Here is a 25067-nt window from a genome sequence, read left to right on the forward strand (position 1 = left end):
ACTATGAAGATTTTAGCTAATGATGGTATTTCCGTAAATGGCATTGCCACAATGGAAAATGCCGGATTTGAGATATTAACAACTACTGTGGCGCAAGAACAATTAGCCAATTATATAAATGAGAATAAAATAGATGCTTTATTAGTTCGTAGCGCAACTAAAGTTAGAAAAGAATTAATTGACGCTTGTCCTACATTAAAACTTATTGGTCGTGGTGGTGTTGGTATGGATAATATTGATGTTTCGTATGCAAAGTCTAAGAATATTCATGTAATAAATACTCCTGCAGCATCATCAGAATCAGTTGCCGAATTAGTGTTCGCTCATCTTTTCGGAGGTGTTCGATTTTTATACGATGCCAATAGAAATATGCCTTTAGAAGGCGATAGCAACTTTAAAGAGTTAAAAAAATCATATTCAAAAGGCACAGAATTGAGAGGTAAAACACTAGGTGTTTTTGGTTTTGGAAATATAGGTCGTGCTACCGCAAAACTTGCTTTAGGCGCAGGTATGAATGTCATCTATTATGATCCAGATGTAGCGAATGCCACTATCGAACTAACTTTTTTTGACGGACAAAAAGTAACCTTCTCACTGAAGAATACCGAAAAGTCTAAATTGTTAAAAAATGCCGATTTTATTTCATTACACATACCAGATCAGCAAAGCTATGTTATTGGCAAAGAAGAATTTTTGCTAATGAAAAAGGGCGTAGGCATTGTAAATGCTGCTCGTGGTGGTGTAATCGATGAAGTTGCGTTAGTAGAGGCACTTGAAAATGGTACGGTTTCTTTTGCTGGTCTAGATGTTTATGAGTCAGAACCAAAACCTGAAATTAAAATTCTTATGCATCCAAACATTTCACTTTCTCCTCATATTGGTGCTGCCACATTAGAAGCACAAGAGCGAATTGGGTTAGAATTGGCAGGACAAATAATAACATTACTAAAATAAGTGCATATAGCATATTTTAATGACTCTTTTTGTACTTTACAGTATAAACATTAAATTAACTATATTACTATGGCAGGATTATTAGATTTATTAAACAGCCCAATGGGCAAACAATTGATTAGTGGCGTTGCAGGACAAACAAATCAGCCTGAAAACAAAACCGCCGATGTATTGAGTATGGCTATGCCCCTAATTTTAGGTGCAATGAAAAAGAATGTTTCTTCACCAGATGGTGCTGAAGGATTAATGAATGCCCTTTCCAACAAACATAATGGTAGCATCTTGGATAACCTTGGTGGACTTTTCAATGGTGGTGTTGATGACAATGTAATGCAAGATGGTGCAGGTATCTTAGGACATGTTTTTGGCGGTAAACAAGCAAATGTTGAAAATGCCCTAAGTCAAAAATCTGGACTTGATGCAGATTCTATAGCTCAAATACTTAAAATTGCTGCCCCAATTGTAATGGGTATGATTGGTAAACAAACGGCTCAAAGTAATGTTAATGATTCTTCAGGTATGAATGCTTTATTAGGAAGTATGCTTGGTGGACAACCACAAGAAAATCAGAGTTTAATTACTACTCTTTTAGATGCTGATGGCGATGGTAGTATTTTAGATGATGTTGCCGGCATGGTAATGGGTGGTAGCAAGAAAAAAGGTGGTTTAGGAGGCCTATTAGGAGGTCTATTCGGTAAATAAATAGATTTTTACAATTTAACATAAGCCGTTTGTGATAGCAAGCGGCTTTTTTGTATCTTATACTTTATGAAAGGGAGAATGAAAAAATCTGTCCTACCTAATTTCATTATCATCCTTATTTTTGGTATCACATTAATTAGATGTGGATCAACAAAGGAACCATTATCTATTTCAAATGATGAAAAAATAGCATTTGAACAAGAAGTTGGTGATACTATAACTATTTCGAGTGATAAAACTGAATATGAAATTATCATTATTGAACCTGGTTTTTATTCATGGCTAAACTCGATAGCCAAACCTGAAGGATATTATTCTCAGAGTTTTCTAGAAAATCGCAATTATTTAATGGTATTAGAATGGAATCAAAGAGTATTGCAACCTATGCAGTATAATCCAAATTTATATGAGCTCCAGATTGACTATGATCAAAATATAGATTACGGCTATAAAGTAAATTATCAACTCTATAATTACTTTATCTATTTTCAAAGAAAGTACAATCAAAGATTGGGTCCTTTTATCCCACGCATATAAAAAGTATATTTACGCGCTTTAAAAATTATTATGCATAGATTAAAAGAACGCTGGGGTGTTTCCAGCAATTTTCAATTAATAATCATTTTCTTCGTTTTCTCGATAACAGGCTCATCTTCAGTTTATGTAGCGAAACCATTTCTAAACCTTATAGGATTACAACAATCTAATTTTGCAGATACCTGGTGGGGAACGGCTTTTTATTGGCTTCTAAGAATTCTTTTGATTTTTCCATTTTATCAAATTCTATTGGTTATATACGGTTGGCTATTTGGTCAATTTAAATTCTTTTGGAGCTTTGAGAAAAAGATGCTCAAAAGAATTGGGCTTGGATTTTTGCTTAGTTAATTTAATAATTTCTTAACAGGTCTTTACTAAAAGCATTGTTTAGATTTGTAAAGATGAGTTTTATGAAGTACAAAATAGTTTACCCAATAGTTACCATAATCTTAATAGCCAGTCTGTTGGGTCCTTATTTTGTGAAAATATATCACGCGCTAAACGAGCATAAAGAATTTCACTGTACATCTAAAAAATTACATATTCATGCTATTGAGTTCGATTGTGATTTTGAACACTATCAACTATCTTCTCTTTATTATCCAGAATTCGAATACCCGAAGTTTATTGAATTAGCTCCTATTACCGAAGCTATTATAAACAACTACTATTTTTTAAGTAAGTATCAACAACTTCATTTTGTATTAAGAGGTCCTCCTTCTTGTTAAGAATTAATTTAACAAGCTGAAGTCTATAAACCCTAATACAATTTTATATGAAAAATATTTATATAACAATGCTAATGGCATTTTTGGTTCAATGCACATTTGCCCAAAACACATTAAAAGGAAACATTACAAATCAAGAGGACCAAACATCTTTAGAACAGGTATCAATATATTTTCCTCAATTAGAAAAAGGTACTGTTACCAATGCCGATGGATTCTTTGAGATTAACAATTTACCGTCTGGAAAGTTCAAAATTGTAATTTCTTATATAGGTTTTCAAACCTATTCACAAACTGTTGAACTTTTAGAGCCTACTACCCTATTATCAATGGAACTTATGCCTAGTGCTATTGAAATGGAAGAGGTTATAGTTTCTACTCCCTTTCACAAACTACAACGAGAGAATGTAATGAAAGTCGAGAGGACCAGTATAAAGGAACTAAAATCGGCAGGAGCTTTAAATTTATCTGAAGGTATTACCAACATTCCAGGTGTAGAAAGTGTTTCCACCGGAGTCGGAATAGGAAAACCCGTTATACGTGGCCTTAGCTCTAATAGAGTATTGACTTACACACAAGGTATACGATTAGAAAACCAACAATTTGGTGATGAACACGGATTAGGAATTAGTGATGCAGGTATAGAAAGTGTTGAGGTCATAAAGGGCCCAGCATCTTTGCTATATGGTTCTGATGCCCTTGGTGGTGTTCTATATTTAAACCCTGAAAAATTTGCAAACTCCAATGATGTAGAAGGTGATTTAAACTTAAATTATTTCACTAATACCGAAGGATTTAATGGAAATGGCGGATTTAAAGCTTCCTCCGAAAAATTTAAGTTCTTAGTTCGATTAGGGGGAAGTTCACATATAGATTATAAAACTGGTAATAATGAACGAGTAACCAATTCTAGGTTTAACGAAAAAGATTTAAAAACCGGTTTTGCATATCAACTCACTAATTTTAAAACTGAGCTACGTTATAATTATAATAATTCTGAATTGGGTATACCCGAAGAAATAGGAGAACAATCAACCAATCGCTCTGCTTTAGAGCCATTTCAAGATATTACCAGTCATATTTTAAGTTCAAAATCAAATATCTATTTCAACAATTCTAGCCTTCAAGCGATTATTGGCTTTACTAGAAATGACAGAAAAGAATTTGAAGAACATGAACATGGTTTGGAAGGGATTGTGGAAGAAGAGGAAAATAAGGAAGTAGAAGCACCAGCATTGGACATGAAATTAGAAACTTTAAGTTATAACATTCAATACAATTTAGCTAAAATAGGTGCTGTTGAGACAATTATTGGTTTACAAGGAATGAACCAGAATAATAGTAATTTTGGTGAAGAGGTTTTAATACCTGATGCTACAACCAACGATATTGGACTTTTAGCCACATCACATATTCATTTGAATGAAAGTGATGTGCAACTAGGAATACGTTATGACAAAAGAACAATTGATTCAGATGAAAATGGCCTTGTTGGTGATCAAAACTATATTGAAGCTGTAGATAGAAATTTCAATAGTTTTAATATCGCCGCAGGATATAAAGTAGCTATTTCTGAAAATTTTATAACACGTTTAAATATCGCCTCAGGATTCAGAGCACCTAATTTGGCAGAGTTGACTTCAAATGGCGCACATGAAGGAACAAATAGATATGAAATTGGAAATGCCAATCTAAATAACGAAAGAAATGTACAAACAGATTTATCATTAGAATTTAAGAATGAGCATTTTGAATTTTATGTAAATGGATTCTACAATACTATTTTAGATTATATTTATTTAGAACCAAGTGGTACATCTATAGATGGTAATGCCGTTTATCTTTACCAACAACAAGATGCAAATTTGTTCGGTGGCGAAGCAGGGCTACATTATCACCCACATCCATTAGATTGGTTACATATGGAAAGTAATTTTTCTACCGTAACCGGTCAATTGAAGAACGATGGTAATTTACCTTTAATACCAGCAAACAATTGGTCTAATACCTTACGATTTGAGTTTAGCAAAATTAATAAGGACTTTAATAATGGCTATGGTTTTCTGACGTTGAAATCATACTTCGCCCAAAATAAAGTAAGTGATTTTGAGACTCCCACAGATGGGTATTCGCTGTTAAATATAGGCTTTGGAGCTACTGTTACAATTTCTAACCAACCGATTGATTTTAAGTTGAGTGCTAATAATGTTTTGGACAAAGAATATATTTCGCACTTGTCGAGACTGAAAAGTGATGGCATATCAAATATTGGAAGAAACATTAATTTTGGAATTAGTGTACCTCTCTAATATTAAATTATAAGATGTAAAAAGCCCACATTTTTTTTTAAAAATGTGGGCTTTTTAAATACTTATCAATCACTCACCTTCTAATTGGTACCAATCAATAGTAGTCAACGGAGGTCTTCTTCCTTTTTCTAAAACAGGATAATTTTTCGTCAAATAATCTACAATCACTTTTTGGTTCTCACCTAAAGGCCATAATCCCTGAGTTTTCTGCATCCATCGTATGGTTGCATCCCATTGCTCCTCTCCCATTCTATTTTGAATAATAAGCTTTGATGAATGACACGAAGTACAGTTCGTAATTACTGTTTGTAATCCGTCAGCTTCAATTAATCCTGTTCGAACATGAATACCATTTTCAATTAATTCTAGATCTTCCTCAACTATTTCAACTTCAGATTGTTTTGGTCCAAAGAAAATAATAGCTAAAGCCCCAAATAGCATGAAACTTGTAAAAATCAATAATATAACCTTAAAAATAGGCTTAAAAACGATTCCATTGTTATTCTCCTTCTCTTGCATTACACGACTTTTACGGCAATTCTATGGCATGCGTTATTTAAATATCCTTTAGGGTTCCAACCTGGTAAAACCATTGGCTGTTTATTATCGTAAGAATCAGTAGCTCTAGCCCAAATTTCATAATATCCTTTTTTTGGAAAGGTTACCGTTGCGTTAAAATGTTGCCAAGCTAATCTATTCTTTGCCTTTTCCAATGTTGCAGATTTCCAAGAAGTTCCATAATCAATGGAATATTCCATCGCATATATCTCTAATTCACCAGCCCATGCGTGACCGTTTATTCTCATTGCTTTTCCTTCACTAATTATTGCTCCAGACTTTGGATATGTAATTAATGATTTTACAGGCATTGATTCAATAATACACATATCTTCATCTGCAACAGTTTCACCTGGGGCAACAGTTTCACAGGGTACTCGGTAAGAACCACCTTGCATTTTTTCACCATCATGCACCTTATTTCTAATACTAATGGTTTTTAACCATTTACCTGAAGTTGAAGCTGGCCAACCACCACATACCAATCGCAATGGAAAACCGTGTGCTAATGGTATAGCTTTTCCATTCATAGAAAATGCCACTAACGTTTCATCTTGTAATGCCTTTGACATGGGCACTCCTCTTGAAATGGGTTCTTTGGTAGGGTTTCTACTCAAATGCATATCTGCCGAGTGATATCCGATGTAAACTGCATCTTCCTTTATTCCAGCATCAGCCAAAACATCCTTAAGTCGAACCCCTGTCCATTCAGCACAGGAGACTGCCCCAATGGTCCATTGATTACCTTTCGCTGGCGGATTGAATTCACTTCTACCATTACCACCGCATTCTAAAGTAAGCTGATAAGTATAATGTTTAAACTTGGTTTTTAACTCGGAAAGAGAATAGGATTTCGGTTCAAGCACCGATTCACCATCAATCTTAAGTTCCCAAGAATTTTCTTCAATTTTTTCGGGTAGCAGTCCATTATTACGAATGAACATATATTTATTTGGTGTAATTCTATCATTTAATAGATGTGCTTGGGCCTCCATGTTCCACGGTTTATCGTTTAAAATAACCATGGCTTCATCTTTTTTAAAAAGGGCAAATGGATCTATTTCCTGTAATGCTAACGGCGTATACCCTTTAGGTATCAACTCTTTATAAACAATATCAACACCAAGTAAAGTAGCTAGTGTACTTAAACCTGATTTTGCAACAAAACTTCTTCTCTTCAAAACATACTAGATTTGAGATAAAGTTAAGTTATTTGGTATGAAAATATGTATTATTTAAACTTCAATAGTCTGCCCTCTTTTAGCGCCTTTAAAAATATAAGTATATAACCACATTAATGTAAATGAGGGTATAAGGTCAAAACCCGGTATAATTTCTTCAACGAAAGTAAATACACCCGCAGCCTGCCCAACTTTACCCTTATACATTCTGGTCATTAGCCAACCAGAGAGTGGTGCCCAAACAATGTCTGAAAATTCACCTACAAAGGGTATAGCAAATGATAGCATACCTATACCATCAAAAAGCAATCCCATTAAAAGTTGCTTATACTTTTTATTCTTTAAAATTGACATACTCAAAAATTAGTTATTCTTTAATTGGAATACAACAAAGATGCCAAATTTTTAAAATAAATAATTACGAAATATGGACTGTTTTAAGAAAGTTTGGTGCCAATTAATTTAAGAAACTCATTCCTTGTCTCAATTTTTTCAAACTGACCTCTAAAACCAGAAGTGGTAGTAACAGAGTTTTGTTTTTGAACACCTCGCATCATCATACACATGTGAGAAGCTTCAATAACAACCGCAACACCCTTAGGCTTTAATGTATTATTAATACATTCTAAAATATCATGGGTTAACCGTTCTTGTACCTGTAATCTTCTTGCAAAAACATCAACAACACGCGGTATTTTACTAAGGCCAACGATATGACCATTGGGAATGTAAGCAATATGTGCTTTACCAAAAAAAGGAAGCATGTGATGTTCGCATAAAGAATAAAGCTCAATATCCTTTATAATAACCATATCATCATAAGACTCTTTGAACATAGCCCCTTTTAATATTTCAACGGCGTCCTGTTGATAACCTTGAGTTAAAAAAAGCATGGCTTTGGCTGCCCGTTCAGGTGTTTTAACTAACCCCTCTCTACCAACATCTTCGCCAATTTCATCAATAATTGAAGAATATCTACTTTTAACTTCATCGGTAATCTCAAGGTTGTATTCTTCTAAATTTTTATAAGGAGACATACTCTTTATTTAATGTTTAATATATTTATAATATTCTTGAACAAAATTAATGTTTTCTTTTATCAACAACATTAAAATTGTCATAAATACGAAACGCAAAACTACTTAATTTGAAATTTACACGCATTTTAAAATTCTATACATAAAGTAAAACCTGATTACTATTTTTACCATGCTCCTTTTTCATTAATTTTGAAAATATCAATAAACTAAATCAAACAACACATTTCAAATGATAAAAGCTTCTAACATTCATAAATATTACGGTAAGTTAGAAGTATTAAAAGGCGTCGACCTCCATATTAAAAAGGGAGAAATCGTTTCTATAGTTGGGGCTTCTGGCGCAGGTAAAACTACCTTATTGCAAATTCTTGGCACCTTAGATGTTCAATCAAATAAAAGTGATAGTACATTATTAATAAATAGTAGGGAAACTACCAACCTAAGTGATAAGGATTTGGCGAAATTTAGAAATGAACATATTGGTTTTATTTTTCAATTTCATCAGTTACTTCCAGAATTTACTGCAATTGAAAATGTTTGCCTACCAGCATTCATTAAAAAAACACCTAAATCCGAAGCTGAGAAAAGAGCTAAAGAACTTTTAGATTTTTTGGGATTATCTCACAGATATGATCATAAACCGTCAGAATTATCTGGAGGAGAACAACAACGTGTTGCTGTTGCACGTGCATTAATAAACAACCCTTCTATAATTTTTGCAGATGAGCCAAGCGGTAATCTTGATTCTGAAAGTGCGGATAATCTTCATAAATTATTTTTTGAACTAAGAGAAAAATTCGGACAGACTTTTGTCATTGTTACCCATAATGAAGAACTAGCTGAAATGGCAGATCGTAAATTAACCATGGTAGATGGTAAAATTTTGGATAAAGTCATCTCAGAAGCATAACGACAATTTTATGCTTGAAGAATTTATTGTATTCGCGAAGAAACCTATTTATGAGAAAGATGTGAGTTCCAGTGCCTCAGATAAATTGAGGTTATTTATTAAACTATTAGTCTTGGCACTAGGTTTAAGTATTCTTTTGTTAATTATAGCGAGCGTAATTCAAAACATTTTTAATATTGAGGTGGGTAAACATGCCTTTGATGATTTATTCAATAATAATTCAGAAATTAAAATCTTTGTCTTAGCAGTTTTGGTTGCTCCTTTTTTAGAAGAATTAATTTTTCGAGGTCCTTTAGTATTTTTTAAAAATTCTAAGTATTTTTCAACTGTTCTATACATTTTTACAATTGCCTTTGGTCTGGTACATATTAGCAATTTTGAATTGACAACTCAGGTATTATTACTTTCTCCTTTTCTGGTTGCACCACAGATAAGTGTAGGTTTCATATTAGGATATATTCGTATAAAATTTGGATTAATTTGGTCAATGGGACTTCATGCATGTTACAACATGGTGCTAATAATTCCCTTATTACTCTTAAAGCTATTAGATATTCCAATAGAATGACGAAAATTGAATTAAAAGAATTTCTAGATGAAAAGGTTATTCAATACAATAATCCTCAATTTTTAGAAACCGACCCCATTCAAATCCCACACCTATTTACTAAGAAGGAAGATATAGAAATCAGTGCATTTTTAACTGCTACAATAGCTTGGGGCAATAGAAAAAGTATCATCAATAATTCTCATAAATTAATGGAATTATTGGGGCACAGTCCTTATGACTATATTTTAAACCATAGTGATGATGATTTAGATAATTTGGAAAATTTTGTACACAGAACTTTCAATGGTATTGACTTAAAATATTTTATTCAAAGCCTTAAAAATATGTATTTAAATCATAATGGTTTAGAGGGCATATTTACTGACTACCAAGAAAAGACTTCTTTACAACCTACTATTGCTAAATTCAAAGAATTATTTTTTGAATTACCCTATGAACAGCGCACCACTAAACATGTTTCTGACCCTTTAAAAGGTTCAGCCGCGAAAAGAATAAATATGTTTTTGCGTTGGATGGTAAGAGATGCTTCAACAAATGTAGATTTTGGCCTTTGGAAAAATATAGCACCTTCCAAATTATCTTGCCCGTTAGATATACATTCAGGAAATGTTGCCCGTAAGTTGGGGATTTTAAAACGAAAGCAGAATGATGCCAAAGCATTAGCAGAACTAGATAAAAATTTAAGAAAACTGGATCCAAAGGATCCAGTTAAATATGATTTTGCTTTATTCGGTCTTGGTGTATTCGAAAAATTCTAGTTTACTATTTCAAATTGCTTATCTGTCAGTGTTTTCATAAAAGCTATAATTGACTTAGATTCTTTTTCAGTTAAGTTTAAAGAATCTGGCGGCAAGGTTTGATTAGGTACATCTAAGCCCATACCTTGACCACCACCAACATTATAAAACTCAACAACTTATTCTAAAGTAGCATATACACCATTATGCATATAAGGTCCCGTTAAAGCTACGTTACGCACAGTTGACGTTTTAAAAAAGTGTTTCTTTTCTTCTACTTCGTAAGGGTAATATTGGCCCCAATCATCATCTAAAACAGGGTTTTCAAAACTTGCATTCTTAGGCACACCTAAATTTTCAAATTCACTCTCCATATATTTAGGTGGCACCGTACCATTGAATGCAGGTGGAAAATGACATGTAGCACAAGCTGCTTTTCCCATAAAAAGATTGAAACCATCAACTTCTTCGTTGGTCATGGTTTCTTCAAGCCCGTTTATATTTCTATCAAATTTAGAATCGAAACTAGAAAGGCTTCTAATATAGGTAGCAATGGCATTTCTTACATTCATATTTGTAATTTTACCACCATACAACGAATCGAACTGTACTTTATAAACAATCTTTGATTGTATTTTTTCTTCTAGCTTTTCTAAATCTATATGAAATTCATTTTCATTATTAGTTACACCTACAATTTGATCTTCTAGACCATCTGCCCTACCGTCATAAAACAATGAGCGTTGGTAAACAGCATAAGTTAATGTAGGTGAATTACGTTGCAATTCTTTGCCATTACTACCCAAAGCTTTTGTATGAGCATCGGTAAAAGCTTTTTCTTTTATATGGCAAGTAGCGCAACTTATTGTACCTGTACTAGATAAAGCTTTGTCATTAAATAATCGCTTACCCAAAGCTATTCTTTCTTCCGTAATTTCTGGAGTTCTTTGCATTGAGAATATTTTCATATTGAAGAAGTTTTTATCAAATAAACTTGTTGCATTCGGGTCTAATGATCGAGAATTACTTAATTCTACATTCCAGTCTTTTGCAGTTTTTAAAACTAATTCCAATTGAATATTAGTATGTTCTTTAATGAACGAATAGCGATCAAATTTATCAAAATTTCCTTCTTTTAATATAGCTATAGAAGAAGTTATTTCTGTACGCCATTCTGAATATAAGTCTGGATTATAAAATGCATCTTTATAAATATCCAATACTTTTTGAATTGATTCATAATTGTAGATGGCTTCGTTTAATGAGTTTGTTAGCATAGGAGAATCAAAACCTGTAATCCCTTTTGTAACAATATTTATAATCGCATCGCGTATCATTTTTAAATGATGTCTATCTCGCTGTGCTATTAGAATATGATTCTTTCTAACAAATGGCAATCTAACTTTTAAATAGGTTAACACAAAGTTTAATTCTTTATTCGAAAATCCGTCTTCTGAATATAATAGCTCTTCTAAAACTTGATAGCTTTTGGGGTTTTGTATTTTAACATCTTGGTGGTCATCTATTTCAACCTTCAATAAATTTGGGGCATTCATAGACACATAATTCTCGTAGTCATAAGCTATAAGCATTGGTTCTACCCTTTTATACCATTCTCTACTTTTTAGAAATAACTCTTTATTTTTTGAAAGACTATTGGTTGTGTCTATCTGTTGCATATAATGCGAAGCACTATCTAATGTGACAAAATAATAATTACGTATGGCATCATTGAACATGGATAGCTCATTAGTAGTAATCATCAATTTAGGTTTTGTTTCTTCATGTTTACATGACAGAAAAACACCCAAAATCATTAATAAAATCCATTTATTATGAACTGTTTTCATGTATATCTTTAAAATTATTATGAATAGAAAAAAGGTTCCCAAAGAAGGGAACCTTTTATTAAGATTTCATAAGACTATTTATCTAGGCAATCCTGTCAATTTAAAAAGAACAGATCCTTCTAAAGAAGCACTACCTTCACTAATTGCAGTTGGATCAACAAATTTAAGTCCGTCAGCCCTAACTGCAGTTTCAGGAGTAGTATTAAAATTCCACCCATGTACTTGAGCACCACCTATGAAGGTAGGTTCAGATGCACCAATGATATCGGTAACATCAAATAACCCTGTAATTTCCCACATACTATCAGTGTTACCAATACCTACGCTAGATGCAAAAGTTTGGTTGCACTCCATCACTTCAACAAAGCTACCAGTGTTTAAATCTAATTGCCATAATTTTGCGAACCCTGTAATATCAGCATTTAAATCACTGTATCCGTTAGGATCTTCTTGAATGTAAGCATAGTTCTCTGTTACCATAATATTATCAGGTGAGTGCATACCGTCACCCTTACCACCTTCTACATCACCATCTACAACTACGGTAAGAACAGCATCTGCAGTTGGATCAGTTTCATTTAATTCTAATTTATAAACACGACCAAAACCTGTACCTCTTAAATTTAAATCTGGGTTGTCTCCACGAATTCTTCCGGTTGCATTAAAATATACTTCTCTTTGAGCTTCGGCAGAACCCCTTCTCCAGTCTATATCTTCAATTCTTTGAAAACCGATAGCAGAAACATCGATAGCTTCTTGATTTAGTTCATCTATAGTTCTTTCGGTAACTTCTACCCATTCAACGTCATATGAGACATCTTCTGCCATACCCATTTCAAATAGCTGTCCTCCTTCGCCAGGTAAAGACTCCACAGGATTTTTACCTCTTAAAACATAAAGTTTCCCACCATAAAGATCACCTCTAGATGCAACGTACATACCAAAATGAGCTTGTGGGTACACATTATCACTATGATCATCTCCCATAAAAATAACGGTTTGTGAAGCGTATGCATCTTTACCGATAGCAACGGCATTTTCAGTAGACCATTCACCAAGAGCAGGAAGTCTTTCTACCTCTACCCTATCTTCTTTAGCTCTAAAAGGATTTACTTTATAAACACCTTTAGCGTTACCGCCCCATTCACCACCAGAAAGGTATAAAGGACCGAAACCATGCTCTTCAACGGTTATAGCAGAACCAGAACACATTGCAGTAAACGCCGTAGCTGTAGAGTTTACAATATAATCTCCTTGTAAGGGTTGTAGTTCAGAGTTCAACATTATTCTTACAATAGAATAATCTGCCTCTAAATTATTGATCAAAGCGTAGTTACCATCCTCTGTTGGAAAAAGGGCAGCTCCATCCATATACGAACCGTAAACAAAAGTCGAGTCAGATTCTAAAATATCTGCAGATGACATAATCATATTAAGCTCGGCAGATCCTGCAAATGGACCTTTAAGCTCAAACAATTCATTCGGAGTTACAGAACTTGTTAATGGTATTGATTCCTCTAAAGTTAAATCTTGACCGTCAGCACCATCTGCTCCGTCAATACCATCAGCGCCATCGATACCATCGACACCATTTGTTCCATTAGTACCATCAGCACCATCTTCTAGTTCACAGCTGATTACTGCCAACCCTAGGCAAGAAAGGAAAATAGCTTTCAATAGTAAATTTTTTGATTTTTTCATTATCAATATAGTTTTTAGGTTATGTATTCCACAAAACTAGATTGAGTTGTTTGTTTAAAGGTTCAATTAAAATTAGCATTGATTCATGCTTTGTTTAACTTAGTGTTAAGATGTAAATTTTAGGTACCTTAAAAATTTTCTAATCATAAAGAAACTGTAACTAAATAAAATTAACACACATTAAAAACTAATAATCAATTAGTTACACAACATGTTAAGTAGCGGTAATTCAAAATTTGGTTGAATACTATTCTCTAACAAGCAATTCATGTATCAATAGTTTTAGCTCAATTTGACATATTTTCACTTAAAAACTTAATGGTCAAGAATTCTTTTATTATTCTTATTTTCGTTTAACATCAGAACTTAAGAAAACCATGAAAAGAATTTTACAATTATCCATTTGCTTGGTAACTACCATTACCCTTTCACAGTCTAGGACATTACCAATCGACACCGTTATTACTACACAACATAATGCTACCATCAATGGCGCAACCTTTTCTTACACAGCACAAACAGGAACACAACCTGTGTGGGATGAAAATGCAAAACCAATTGCCTCATTGCATTACTCCTATTACACAAGAAATAATATTAAAGACCGTGCTTCTAGGCCTTTATTAATTTCTTTTAATGGCGGACCAGGTTCTGGCTCTGTTTGGATGCATCTCGCATATACAGGTCCTAGAATATTGAAAATTGATGATGAAGGCTTTCCAGTTCAGCCATACGGAGTTAAGGAAAATCCGTTTTCAGTTCTTGATATTGCGGATATTGTCTATGTGAATCCTGCAAATACTGGTTACTCTAGAACAATTCCTGAATCTGGGGATGAAGTAGACCGTAAAAAATTCTTCGGTATCAACGCGGATATTACTTATTTGGCAGAATGGCTGAATACTTTTGTAACCCGTAATAACCGATGGAGTTCACCTAAATATTTAATTGGCGAAAGTTATGGTGGTCCAAGGGTTATGGGTCTTTCGTTAGAACTGCAGAATAAGCAGTGGATGTACCTAAACGGTGTAATTCTAGTATCTCCTGCCGATTATAAAATTATACAAAATGAAGGCCCAGTGGCAGAAGCAATAAATCTTCCCTATTTTACGGCTGCGGCTTGGCATCACAAAGCATTACCAGCTGAATTACAAGGCAAAGACCTTTTGGATATTCTCCCAGAATCCGAAGACTATACAATTAATACCTTGATTCCTGCACTGGCAAAAGGAGGATTTATATCGGATCAAGAAAAAACAACCATTGCTAAAAAGATGTCTTATTACTCCGGCTTGGAAACGAAAGATATAATAGACCAAAACCTTTCTGTACCTACCTCCTTTTTCTGGAAGAATTTATTAAAGGAAAAAGGAGGTTATACCGTTGGAAGATTGGATTCAAGATATTTAGGAATGGATAAACAGCTTTTAGGCATGCGACCTGATTACAATTCTGAGTTGACCTCTTGGCTGCATAGTTTTACCCCAGCAATAAACTATTACTTGCAAGAAGAACTGAAGTTTAAGACCGATGTAAAATATAATATGTTCGGACCTGTGCATCCTTGGGACAACTCTGACGAGAATACCCGTGAAAGCCTAAGACAGGCCATGGCACAAAATCCATATTTAAACGTAATGGTACAATCAGGTTATTATGATGGCGCAACAACTTATTTTAACGCTAAATACCTAATGTGGCAAGTAGATCCAAGCGGAAGAATGAAGGATAGGTTTAGCTTTAAAGGGTATCGTTCTGGACATATGATGTATTTAAGAAAAGAAGATCTTAAAACTGCAAATGATGATATTCGCGATTTTATCGAAAAAACTATGACAAATGGTAAGAGTGCAAAATACTAACGTATAAGTATAAGTTTACCTTTCCATTACAGTTTTAGACATTCCTAATAATGACAAAGAATTAATTTCAGCGTTTTCTATTAGGAATGTTTTTTTTATTTCTAATTCAGAATATCCAACAGCGTCTTTAAAAAGCTTATCCCGTTTGCGCTGCTTTCTTTTTTTAAAAATATCGATGGTAACCCCCACTGTTGCTCCACCCAACACAGTAGCCAACAAATCGGCATTGTCCCAGCCACCATATTGATTTTGGTCTATACTCTCTTTTGCCAAGCCAATAAGTAGACCACCTCCTACAGCACCAATAAACGTCCAAGTTCTATCGCCATCTGAAATTTGACTAGCTACACCTGCGCCTACTAAACCATATAAATTTCCTCCAAGAAAGTGAAGCGCCTTATCTTGTTCTAATTGACTATATGTACTGTGAAGCGATCCTAGAATAAAGCAGAAAGCAAATATTTTTTTCATAGTTGGCAAAGATAGATATTCTAAAACAGTTGTGGATCTTAAATAGGTTTACGAACAATAAACTAAATCTGTATTAATTTTAATTTATAGTATCTTAGAATTTTAAAAACAATATGGAATTAAAGAACTTTATTAAAAGTCTAAAAATCATGCACCTTTTTTTAGTTACTGGTCTAAGTATTTTTACCATTTGGGTGATACTTCAAATTAACAGCTTTAACACCAGTACAAAGGGTGAGGATTTATACTTATTTATTGTACCACTCTCGGCTTTATTAGGCTATTTCGGCAGTCAATTTGTTTTTAACAAAAAGACTTCTAAAATTAATTTATCAGAACGGTTAGAAGATAAGTTGAAAAAATATCAATCTGCATTACATCTAAAATATGCTCTTATTGAAATTCCTGCTTTTCTAGGTCTTTTTGTTTATTTTAATACTGGTAATGCCTTACCTGTTGTAATCACCATATGTTTATTGGCTTATTTATTCGTGCAAAAGCCAAATAAAGAAAATATAGTCAAAAGTTTACCATTAACATCAGAAGAAAAAACTCTAATTCAAAATTTATAACCTTTACCTAAGAATGAAAAATTTAAATAAAATAATAGTAGCCTGTATGTTATCTCTTTTTGGACTTGCTAATTTACAATCACAAGATTGGGCCGACTTAAATCGATTTAAAGAAGAAAACACAAAACTACCAAGCGTTCAACAAAATGAAAATCGCATTTTATTTATGGGGAATTCCATTACTATTGGCTGGTTAAATCTTAGACCAGAATTCTTTGCAAATAAACCATATGTTAACCGCGGCATAAGTGGCCAAACTACTCCACAGATGTTGGTAAGATTTAGACAGGATGTAATTAATTTACATCCAAAGGTAGTAATCCTTTTAGCTGGCACTAATGATATTGCAGGTAATACAGGCCCTTCGACCTTAGAAATGATTATGGATAACATTAAAGGAATGTCTGAAATGGCGAAAGCGAACGACATCAAGGTTATTTTATCTTCTACCCTACCCGCATATGATTATCCATGGAAACCAGGTTTAGAACCTTCTGGTAAAATTATCGCGCTTAATAAAATGATTAAGGAGTATGCCGAATTAAAAGGTCATATCTACTTAGATTATTTCTCTGCCATGGTTGACGAACGTAACGGTTTACCCAAAAAATATGCTGAAGATGAAGTACACCCAACTGTTGAAGGCTATAAAATGATGGAACCTCTAGTTGAAGCTGCAATTAAAGCAGCATTAAATTAATAGTTGAATTACCTCAAATAAACGACCGTACTTGCCTTCTATGGTTCAATAAATATGTTATGCATTGTAATAGTAGATTTACTTATTTCATACGTTCCACAGTCATTCGATTTATATAATTTTTTATACCAAAGCTATTTATGAACATCAAAGCCATATTACTTTTTATAACTATAGTCATTATAAGTTCATGCTCTTCAAAAAATACAATAGAACAAGATCAAATAGAGATTATGACCATCTTAAATCAACAAGAAATAGACTGGAACAATCATGATTTAAAAGGTTTTATGAGTGGATATTGGAAATCAGATTCACTTTATTTTTATAGTGGTAAAAAGCTGAAATCTGGTTGGGAATCTACGCTAAATAGTTATTTAAAAAATTATCCCGACAAGTCATATTCTGGTACCCTGAAATTTACAATTGAAAAAATTTCCGCTATTACTACTGATTCTTACTTTGTAATGGGAGAATACAACTTAACACGCGAAGTTGGTAATGCAACAGGAACGTTCATGATTATCTTTAAAAGAATAAATGGAGAATGGAAGATCATTGCTGATTCTTCCTGTTGACCCTAATCCGTGCTTAAGTTTTGATTATTTTTGATAAATTTTGATTAAACAATAAAATGAATAAAACATTAATTCTATTGGTCTCTTTGGCCTTTTCTTGTAACTCTTCTCAAAAAACAGTTAAAGAAGCAACTATTGAAACTGGTTCAACAAAAACCTCGGAAAATACCTTTGCAGAATCTATAACTGAAAATGAATTAAAAGAACATTTATTTACTTATGCCTCAGATGAATTTGAGGGAAGAGAAACAGGTGAACCAGGTCAAAAAATGGCTATAGCTTATATTAAGGCTGAATATGAAAAATTAAAAATTCCTGCTGCGAAAGCCGACGGTGACTATTATCAAGAAGTTCCTCTAGAAATAAGCAAACTACCAATTGGTAAATTGAAAGTAGATGGTAAAGACTTTCCTATTGGCGGACATGTTTTAACATTTTCTGCGGCCAACACTTCTACTAATGAAATTGCATATGTTGGTTATGGTATCGAAGAACCAAACTACTCCAACTACAAAGATATTAACGTAGAAGGAAAAATTGTATTACTTAAAGCAGGAGAACCTAAAAATTCTGATGGAACATACAAAATTTCAGGAACTAACGAAGCTTCTATATGGAGCAACATATCTGAATCACTTACTACAAGAATCCAAATAGCAGTTGATAAAGGTGCCACAGGAATACTTTATTATGACACCGACAACTTTAACAGATTTAAACGAAGGTTCGAGTCTATGAAATCGAACAACAATGACCGAATGGAACTTGTTGATAATAGCGCATTAGAGTTTTATAGCTTATATATAGATCAGGTGTTGGCAAAAGACATACTATCATCTATTGATACTGATGACACTTCTAAAGTACTTACCAAAGCATTACAATTAAGTTTTGAAAGTTCTAACGATAAAATAACCACAGAAAATGTAGCTGCACTTATTAAAGGAACAGAAAAACCAAATGAATATTTAGTGATATCCTCGCACTTAGATCATATTGGCATTTCGCCAAATGGGGACATAAATAATGGAGCCGATGATGATGGCTCTGGAACCGTTGCTTTATTAGAAATTGCAGAAGCATTTAAATTAGCGGCTGATGCTGGTAAAGGACCTAAAAGATCAATCCTATTTTTACATGTTACGGGTGAGGAAAAAGGACTGCTAGGTTCTCAATATTATACAGATATGGAGCCAATTGTTCCGTTAGCCAATACCGTGGCTAACTTAAATATTGACATGATTGGCAGAATAGATCCAAAACGTGAAGGAGACCGTAACTATATTTATCTTATTGGATCAGACAAATTGAGCACAGAACTTCATAATCTTTCAGAAAATGTAAATAAAAAGTCCGAAAATATAGAATTGGATTATACCTATAATGATGAAAATGATCCTAATCGTTTTTATTACAGAAGTGACCACTATAACTTCGCTAAAAACAATATTCCTATTATATTTTATTTTAATGGCACTCACGATGACTATCATCGACCAGGTGACACACCAGACAAAATAAATTATGATTTATTGCAAAACAGGGCACGACTTATCTTTTATACTGCTTGGGAAATTGCAAATAGAGAACAACGAATTGTAGTGGACAAACAACCAAACTAATTTTACTATTATAAAAAAGTCCTGTTAACCAACTGTTTAACAGGACTTTTTATTTAAATAAATTTACTCCACAAATGGTATAAAAACAAAAAAGTCTTAGAATAAATCCAAGACTTTTAGTTTGCTTTAGGGTGGAAGACCGGGTTCGAACCGGCGACCCTCGGTACCACAAACCGATGCTCTAACCAGCTGAGCTACAACCACCATTTGTAAGCGAGTGCAAATGTAAATTTTTTAAATAGTACTCACAAATAATAAATGATATTTGAATAAAAAATATCATTATTCCCATGCTTAATATTTTTCTAATTAAATTGTCATGCAACTATTAGAATCTTAGTATTTATACTTTAAACAATTAATGTTATTCAAATTTAAACTTAAGCACATTTTATTTCTTTTCTCCCTGGTATGTATTAATATGAATACGACTATTGCGCAAGTAGATAGTATTCAATTTTATAAAGAAAAAATAAAAACATTCTCTCAAAGTTCAAATTATTCTGAAAATAGTACTACTTACATTGACCTTATTAATAATTTATCATTTCAACTAAGATACTCTGGCTTAGATACCATGAAAATTATTTCAGAGAGAGCTATGAAACTTAGTAAGATAATTAAGTATAAAAAAGGTGAACTAGAAGCCTTAACAAATTTTTCTACATTTTATCTATATCGAGGAGACACTGAAAATTCTATAAAGTACTGTCAAAAAATATTAAAGGATAACGAGTTGATAAATTATCCTAGCATGGAAATGAAAGTATATAATAATTTAGGCCAAGCATATTTCATTAAACAAGTTTACCCACTAAGCTACACTTACTTTTTGCAAGGATTGGCACTTGGCGAAAAACATAAACAAGAGTTCTATACATTTTTAATGAATATGAATTTAGGCACCATGTTTAATCTTCTAGAAGATTATGATGAAGCTTTAATGTTTTATTCCTCTGCGCTTAATTCTACTAAAAAGACTAAAGATGCAAATATGGATGCCATGTTGTCTAGCAATTTAGCATTTCTCTATATTCAAACAGGAGATTTTGATAAGGCCCAAAAGTATTTGAGTAAAAGCATTGATTATTTTGAAATTGCAAAAAACAAAGAGTGGCTAGCTTTTTCTCTTTCTACTTTAGCCCAGTTATACTTGAAATCAAAAAAATATAATGATGCTATAATTAACTACCAAAAAGCATTAAGTGTTCACGGTTCTGATAATGACATAAAAGGTAGAGCAGATATTTATTATGGCTTGGCTAAGTCTTATTATGAGTTTCAGGACATTACCAAGGCTGAAGAATATATAAATGAAAGTCTTAAGCTTTATTCATCATTTAATCTTAATACAGGTTTAGAAAAATGTTATAGAATTTTATATCAAATTAAAAAAGAACAAAATCAAATATCAAAATCTTTAGAATACTTAGAATTAACTGAAAAATTGGCTAATGATATTTTTATAGAAAAAAATAAAAGAAATTTAAACATGCTTAATACAAAGTTGAATTTCGAAAAAGAAAAAGATGACCTGAAAGCAAAAAATGAATTAGCTATCGACCAGCAAAGAAAATATGTAAAATGGTCATTGGCAGCCTTGCTAACATCATTTATAATAGTTTTAATAATTTTAAATTCTGTTAAAAGAGAAAAATTATTAAACAAGAAACTTGAGAATCAAGCAATTGTTTTAAAGGATAATCAAAAAAACCTTTCAAAAATTAATCAAAATCAAGATCGGCTTTTTTCTATAGTAGGTCATGACTTACGTGGACCTATAATTTCATTTAAAGAACTACTTAATTTATATATTGAAGAGCCAGAAGGCAAAATCTATTTTGAAAAATTTGCGCCGCTATTAAAAGAAGATTTAGAACAGTTACAATTTACAATGGATAATCTACTTCATTGGGGGAAAACACAGATGAAAGGAAATTCAATAAGATTAGAAAGAATTACTATAAAAAATGAAATAGAAAATATCTTACAGTTCTTTGGTCAAGAAATTAAAAAAAAATATATTAAAATTGACAATCAAATACTAGAAAACCATTACGCATTTGCCGATAACGATCAATTTAATGTGATATTTAGGAATTTGATAAGTAACGCTATAAAATTTACCCCAAATGAAGGCAAAATAATTCTTACCTCTAAAATAAGAAATGAGAACGTTTTAATTAAAGTTTCTGATACAGGTGTAGGAATGAGTGAGTTGGAAAAAAGTAAATTATTCAAAGACACCGAGTATATATCAACAGTTGGAACCAATTTAGAAAAAGGAACAGGTCTTGGTTTACGGTTAGCTAAAGAACTGATAATAACGAATCATGGAGAAATTTTTGTTAAAAGTAAAATTAATGAAGGCAGTCATTTTATTGTAAAACTACCTTTATCTTCCATTTAAATATAGTATTCCAATTAATACCGTTAGAATAATATTCTTGATTATTTCTATTAAAATTGTGTTGCTAGAAAGTCAATATAAATCAAATTAACAAACAAATCAAAATCGCTAATATAAAGAGGTTAAAATAATAATTTATCGATGAAATACATCTTTAATTCGTTTAAATACACAATTATCAGCATTTCACAACAATAATTACTAATTCCTTCAGTTCTACTCTAAATTTAGGTATTCAATAGTACCGCTTATTTATGTTTAATAATATTTCAATGACTTTATTTTATGTGAGCCTATCCAGAGGCTGTCTTCCTATTATTTTATTTTTCAGTTTATCTTATAGCACTTTATCAGCACAAATTTCTAAAAGAGCTAGTTTATTAAAGAATGTAAATCAAAGCCAAATTTTAGTACATAAAAAGTCTAACGACACTCTACATATACATAATCTTATAACGCTTGCCGCGGAATATCGCTTTCATAATTTAGATAGCTTATTATATTTAAGTAATGAAAGTCTTACTATAAGCAAAAAAGCAGACTATATAAATGGTATAATTCATTCTTATTCTAATATAGGAGGGTACTATTCAGACAAGGGTCAAATAGATGAAGCAATTTCATACTACAAAAAAGCTTACGAACTTGCATGTCAAAAAAACAATCTCCGTTTAAAAGTCAACGTTTTAAATGAACTAGCTAAAGAATTAGGTTATAAAGGTGATTATGCCCTTTCTTTAAAGAGATATTTAGAAGCTATAGAAATTGCAGAAGCGTTAGATTATAAAAAAATATTATCAATTATAAATGAAAACATAGCTCACCTATACCTTGAGCAGAAAGATTATGAACAAGCTATGGTGTTCTTTAAAAAAGCGCAAGCAATCAATAAAGAAATCGACAATCCCATTTTCATGGCTGAAACCATGAGCAATATAGCTTCTACCTATGCTGAAATGGATGAATTAGAGTATGCCATGTTCAACATTAATAGCAGTATAGCCATTTTTGAAAAAGAAAGGATACTTGATTGGTTGGCTTACTGTTATGAGGTTAAAGGAAAAATTTATTTAAAAAAAGGAAAAAACACTTGGGCGCTTTATTGGTACAAGCAAAGCGAGTTATTACATCAAGAAATTGAAGATGATAGAGGTGAAATTGATTTGTTAATTGGAATGACCCAAGCCTTTTTAAACCTGAAAAAAGATAGCATTGGAGAAGTATATGCTTTAAATGCTTTTGAATTATCTAAGAAAATAGGCCTTCGCACAGGAATAAAAGGTAGCACTTACCAATTGTTCAAAATTTATAAAAACAAAAAAGATTATGAAAAATCGTTATGGTATCATGAAATATATCAGGTAACCTCTGAATCTTTAACCAAAACAAGTAATGAGAAGGGGTTAAACATGTTGAAAACGAAAATAGAATATGACCAACAAAAGCAGCAGCTAATAATAGAAAATGAAAAGGCATTAGCAAAACAAAGTATTTATATTTATGTATTTATTATTATCCTTATCATCTTCGCTATAATTGTTTTCATAATACATAGAAACGAAAAAACTCAGAAAAAATTAAATATAGAATTGCGTTCAAATAAATCTGACCTAGAGGAGAAACAGGCATATCTTAATGAGTTAAATCAAACAAAGAATAAATTATTCTCCATTATTGGGCACGATTTAAGAGGCCCAATTGGCGCCTTTCAAGGTCTTTTAAAGTTATTTAAGGAGGGTGAAATGACGAAGGAAGAATTCTTAAATTTCGTACCAAAACTTAAAGTAGATATCGATTCTATATCGTTCACTTTAAATAATTTATTATCATGGGGACAAACCCAAATGAATGGCTCTACCACAAGACCTATGACTACAAATCTAGAAGGCATCATTGAAGAAAATATGGCGCTTTTATCTGAAATAGCAGAATCAAAATCTATTAAACTAATTAATAGAATTGAGTCCAATTGTCAAATTTGGTCAGATCCAAATCAGGTTGATATCATCATTAGAAACTTACTCAGTAATGCCCTAAAATTTACATCAAATAATGGAGAAATTATTATTGGTGCTATTCAAAAACTAAAAACTTGCGAAATTTACGTAAAGGATAATGGTATGGGTATGACCGAAGAAACTATTGGTAAAATTTTCCAAAAAGATTCTACGCATACCACTTATGGAACAAACGACGAAAAAGGAACAGGTTTAGGTTTATCTCTATGTAAAGAAATGGTTGAGAAAAACCAAGGTAAAATATGGGTTCATAGCGCCATTGGTAAAGGATCAAGTTTCTATTTTACAATGCCAAGAGTTATGGAACCAATTAAAAAATCTGCCTAAATCAATTGATCTAGGGAGTTTACAGCTACCATTCTTTCAACTGTAAAACCTTCACCATAATCTACACCTACTAAACGACCTAAGTCTTTAGCTCTATAATGTACGCTCTCAATAAAAGTTTTACTACTTATTGGTGTTTCTGGCTCGTTACTATTAGGGTCATGAAATTGAGAAGTATAAGCTAAAATAGCAGCTGTTTTTATTTCAATGTAATCACTTATATCAACCACAAAATCTGGAGTTAAATTTTTCCATTGAATATAGTGATAAACTAATTTAGGCCTCCATTCTACTTGGTTCTCCCCTCCTATTTTGGTTTCAACTCGCCTTAATCCACTTAAAAAACATGCATCACTTACCAATTTACTCCCCTTACTGTGATCAATATGCCTATCATCAATAGCATTGCACAAAACAGTATTAGGCCGGTACTTACGAATCATTTTGATAATTTCTAATTGATGGGTTTCATCATTGATAAAAAAACCATCTCTAAACCTTAGGTTCTCGCGTACTGCTACACCTAAAACTTTAGCCGCAACAGAAGATTCCTTATCTCTAATTTCAGCTGATCCTCTTGTACCCAATTCGCCGCGTGTTAAATCAACTATGCCAACTTTTTTTCCTAAAGCTATTTCTTTAGCAATAGTACCTCCTGCACCAAGCTCTGCATCATCAGGATGCGCTCCAAATACTAAAATATCCAACTTCATTATTTACTATTTGTTT

General features: G+C 32.5%; 24 protein-coding genes and 1 tRNA gene. 16 read left to right on the forward strand and 9 right to left on the reverse strand.

The window, feature by feature from the left end:
* The first annotated feature begins 3 nt into the window (after positions 1-3).
* The 6 genes from AACZ49_RS05250 to AACZ49_RS05275 all read left to right on the forward strand — a co-directional run bounded on the left by AACZ49_RS05250 (position 4) and on the right by AACZ49_RS05275 (position 5230).
* The gene (locus AACZ49_RS05250) at positions 4-954 is read left to right on the forward strand and encodes a D-2-hydroxyacid dehydrogenase (protein ID WP_339652391.1); all 951 of its coding nucleotides are present in this window, start codon (positions 4-6) and stop codon (positions 952-954) included.
* 69 nt (positions 955-1023) lie between these two features.
* Complete coding sequence (locus AACZ49_RS05255; RefSeq protein WP_339652393.1) at positions 1024-1656, forward strand: DUF937 domain-containing protein; 633 nt, start codon at positions 1024-1026, stop codon at positions 1654-1656.
* Positions 1657-1734: 78 nt separating this feature from the next.
* A complete protein-coding gene (locus AACZ49_RS05260) occupies positions 1735-2193 on the forward strand; it encodes a DUF6146 family protein (RefSeq protein ID WP_339652396.1) in 459 nt (152 codons plus the stop codon).
* A 30-nt stretch (positions 2194-2223) separates the two neighbouring features.
* Positions 2224-2541 carry a DUF6787 family protein gene (locus tag AACZ49_RS05265; protein ID WP_339652399.1) on the forward strand — a complete coding sequence of 106 codons (318 nt, stop codon included), beginning with the start codon at positions 2224-2226 and terminating at the stop codon, positions 2539-2541.
* A 62-nt stretch (positions 2542-2603) separates the two neighbouring features.
* Positions 2604-2921, forward strand: coding sequence for a hypothetical protein (locus tag AACZ49_RS05270; protein WP_339652401.1), 318 nt, complete (start codon positions 2604-2606; stop codon positions 2919-2921).
* Between the two features lie 47 nt (positions 2922-2968).
* A complete protein-coding gene (locus AACZ49_RS05275; protein ID WP_339652403.1) occupies positions 2969-5230 on the forward strand; it encodes a TonB-dependent receptor in 2262 nt (753 codons plus the stop codon).
* A 69-nt stretch (positions 5231-5299) separates the two neighbouring features.
* On the opposite strand, the gene AACZ49_RS05280 is transcribed toward AACZ49_RS05275, so the two are convergent.
* The 4 genes from AACZ49_RS05280 to folE form a co-directional block, all read right to left on the reverse strand.
* A complete protein-coding gene (locus AACZ49_RS05280; protein WP_339652406.1) occupies positions 5300-5749 on the reverse strand; it encodes a monoheme cytochrome C in 450 nt (149 codons plus the stop codon).
* On the reverse strand, positions 5749-6969 hold the full coding sequence (locus tag AACZ49_RS05285; protein ID WP_339652409.1) for a sulfite oxidase: 1221 nt from the start codon (positions 6967-6969) through the stop codon (positions 5749-5751). Before AACZ49_RS05285 ends, AACZ49_RS05280 begins: the two co-directional genes overlap by 1 nt.
* A 54-nt stretch (positions 6970-7023) precedes the next feature.
* On the reverse strand, positions 7024-7323 hold the full coding sequence (locus AACZ49_RS05290; RefSeq protein ID WP_339652411.1) for a hypothetical protein: 300 nt from the start codon (positions 7321-7323) through the stop codon (positions 7024-7026).
* 83 nt (positions 7324-7406) lie between these two features.
* Positions 7407-8006: a GTP cyclohydrolase I FolE gene (gene folE, locus AACZ49_RS05295; protein ID WP_339652413.1), complete on the reverse strand. Its 600-nt coding sequence runs from the start codon at positions 8004-8006 to the stop codon at positions 7407-7409.
* Between the two features lie 232 nt (positions 8007-8238).
* Between folE and AACZ49_RS05300 the strand changes: the two genes are divergently transcribed.
* The 3 genes from AACZ49_RS05300 to AACZ49_RS05310 are packed head-to-tail and all read left to right on the forward strand — an operon-like array spanning position 8239 to position 10248.
* A complete protein-coding gene (locus tag AACZ49_RS05300; RefSeq protein ID WP_339652414.1) occupies positions 8239-8919 on the forward strand; it encodes an ABC transporter ATP-binding protein in 681 nt (226 codons plus the stop codon).
* A gap of 10 nt (positions 8920-8929) precedes the next feature.
* A complete protein-coding gene (locus AACZ49_RS05305; protein WP_339652416.1) occupies positions 8930-9487 on the forward strand; it encodes a CPBP family intramembrane glutamic endopeptidase in 558 nt (185 codons plus the stop codon).
* Positions 9484-10248, forward strand: a complete 765-nt coding sequence (locus tag AACZ49_RS05310; protein ID WP_339652417.1) for a TIGR02757 family protein — start codon at positions 9484-9486, stop codon at positions 10246-10248. The genes AACZ49_RS05305 and AACZ49_RS05310 overlap by 4 nt, the downstream gene beginning before the upstream one ends.
* Before the next feature lie 158 nt (positions 10249-10406).
* Here the strand turns inward: AACZ49_RS05310 and AACZ49_RS05315 are convergent, their stop codons facing one another.
* Positions 10407-12077, reverse strand: coding sequence for a cytochrome c peroxidase (locus tag AACZ49_RS05315; protein ID WP_339652418.1), 1671 nt, complete (start codon positions 12075-12077; stop codon positions 10407-10409).
* A gap of 78 nt (positions 12078-12155) precedes the next feature.
* On the reverse strand, positions 12156-13778 hold the full coding sequence (locus AACZ49_RS05320; RefSeq protein ID WP_339652420.1) for a phosphatase: 1623 nt from the start codon (positions 13776-13778) through the stop codon (positions 12156-12158).
* A gap of 377 nt (positions 13779-14155) precedes the next feature.
* On the opposite strand from AACZ49_RS05320, the gene AACZ49_RS05325 reads away from it, so the two are divergent.
* A complete protein-coding gene (locus AACZ49_RS05325) occupies positions 14156-15640 on the forward strand; it encodes a carboxypeptidase (protein ID WP_339652422.1) in 1485 nt (494 codons plus the stop codon).
* Between the two features lie 15 nt (positions 15641-15655).
* Here AACZ49_RS05325 and AACZ49_RS05330 read toward each other — a convergent pair whose 3' ends face one another.
* Positions 15656-16111, reverse strand: a complete 456-nt coding sequence (locus AACZ49_RS05330) for a hypothetical protein (RefSeq protein WP_339652424.1) — start codon at positions 16109-16111, stop codon at positions 15656-15658.
* Positions 16112-16260: 149 nt separating this feature from the next.
* Between AACZ49_RS05330 and AACZ49_RS05335 the strand changes: the two genes are divergently transcribed.
* The 4 genes from AACZ49_RS05335 (at position 16261) to AACZ49_RS05350 (ending at position 19583) form a co-directional block, all read left to right on the forward strand.
* Positions 16261-16683, forward strand: coding sequence for a hypothetical protein (locus tag AACZ49_RS05335; RefSeq protein ID WP_339652425.1), 423 nt, complete (start codon positions 16261-16263; stop codon positions 16681-16683).
* Between the two features lie 13 nt (positions 16684-16696).
* Entirely contained in the window at positions 16697-17383 is a 687-nt protein-coding gene (locus tag AACZ49_RS05340) for an SGNH/GDSL hydrolase family protein (RefSeq protein WP_339652427.1), read from the forward strand.
* A gap of 140 nt (positions 17384-17523) precedes the next feature.
* On the forward strand, positions 17524-17961 hold the full coding sequence (locus AACZ49_RS05345; RefSeq protein WP_339652430.1) for a nuclear transport factor 2 family protein: 438 nt from the start codon (positions 17524-17526) through the stop codon (positions 17959-17961).
* Between the two features lie 56 nt (positions 17962-18017).
* Entirely contained in the window at positions 18018-19583 is a 1566-nt protein-coding gene (locus AACZ49_RS05350) for a M28 family peptidase (RefSeq protein WP_339652431.1), read from the forward strand.
* Positions 19584-19712: 129 nt separating this feature from the next.
* On the opposite strand, the gene AACZ49_RS05355 is transcribed toward AACZ49_RS05350, so the two are convergent.
* A tRNA-His gene (locus AACZ49_RS05355) sits at positions 19713-19788 on the reverse strand.
* Positions 19789-20004: 216 nt separating this feature from the next.
* Between AACZ49_RS05355 and AACZ49_RS05360 the strand changes: the two genes are divergently transcribed.
* Both AACZ49_RS05360 and AACZ49_RS05365 read left to right on the forward strand, forming a co-directional pair.
* Complete coding sequence (locus AACZ49_RS05360) at positions 20005-21993, forward strand: tetratricopeptide repeat-containing sensor histidine kinase (protein ID WP_339652432.1); 1989 nt, start codon at positions 20005-20007, stop codon at positions 21991-21993.
* Positions 21994-22265: 272 nt separating this feature from the next.
* Positions 22266-24338, forward strand: a complete 2073-nt coding sequence (locus AACZ49_RS05365; protein WP_339652434.1) for a tetratricopeptide repeat-containing sensor histidine kinase — start codon at positions 22266-22268, stop codon at positions 24336-24338.
* Here AACZ49_RS05365 and bshB1 read toward each other — a convergent pair.
* Complete coding sequence (gene bshB1 / locus AACZ49_RS05370) at positions 24335-25051, reverse strand: bacillithiol biosynthesis deacetylase BshB1 (protein ID WP_339652435.1); 717 nt, start codon at positions 25049-25051, stop codon at positions 24335-24337. The genes AACZ49_RS05365 and bshB1 overlap by 4 nt on opposite strands.
* Positions 25052-25067: the final 16 nt, after the last annotated feature.

The sequence above is a fragment of the uncultured Maribacter sp. genome (assembly GCF_963975365.1).
Lineage (GTDB): Bacteria > Bacteroidota > Bacteroidia > Flavobacteriales > Flavobacteriaceae > Maribacter.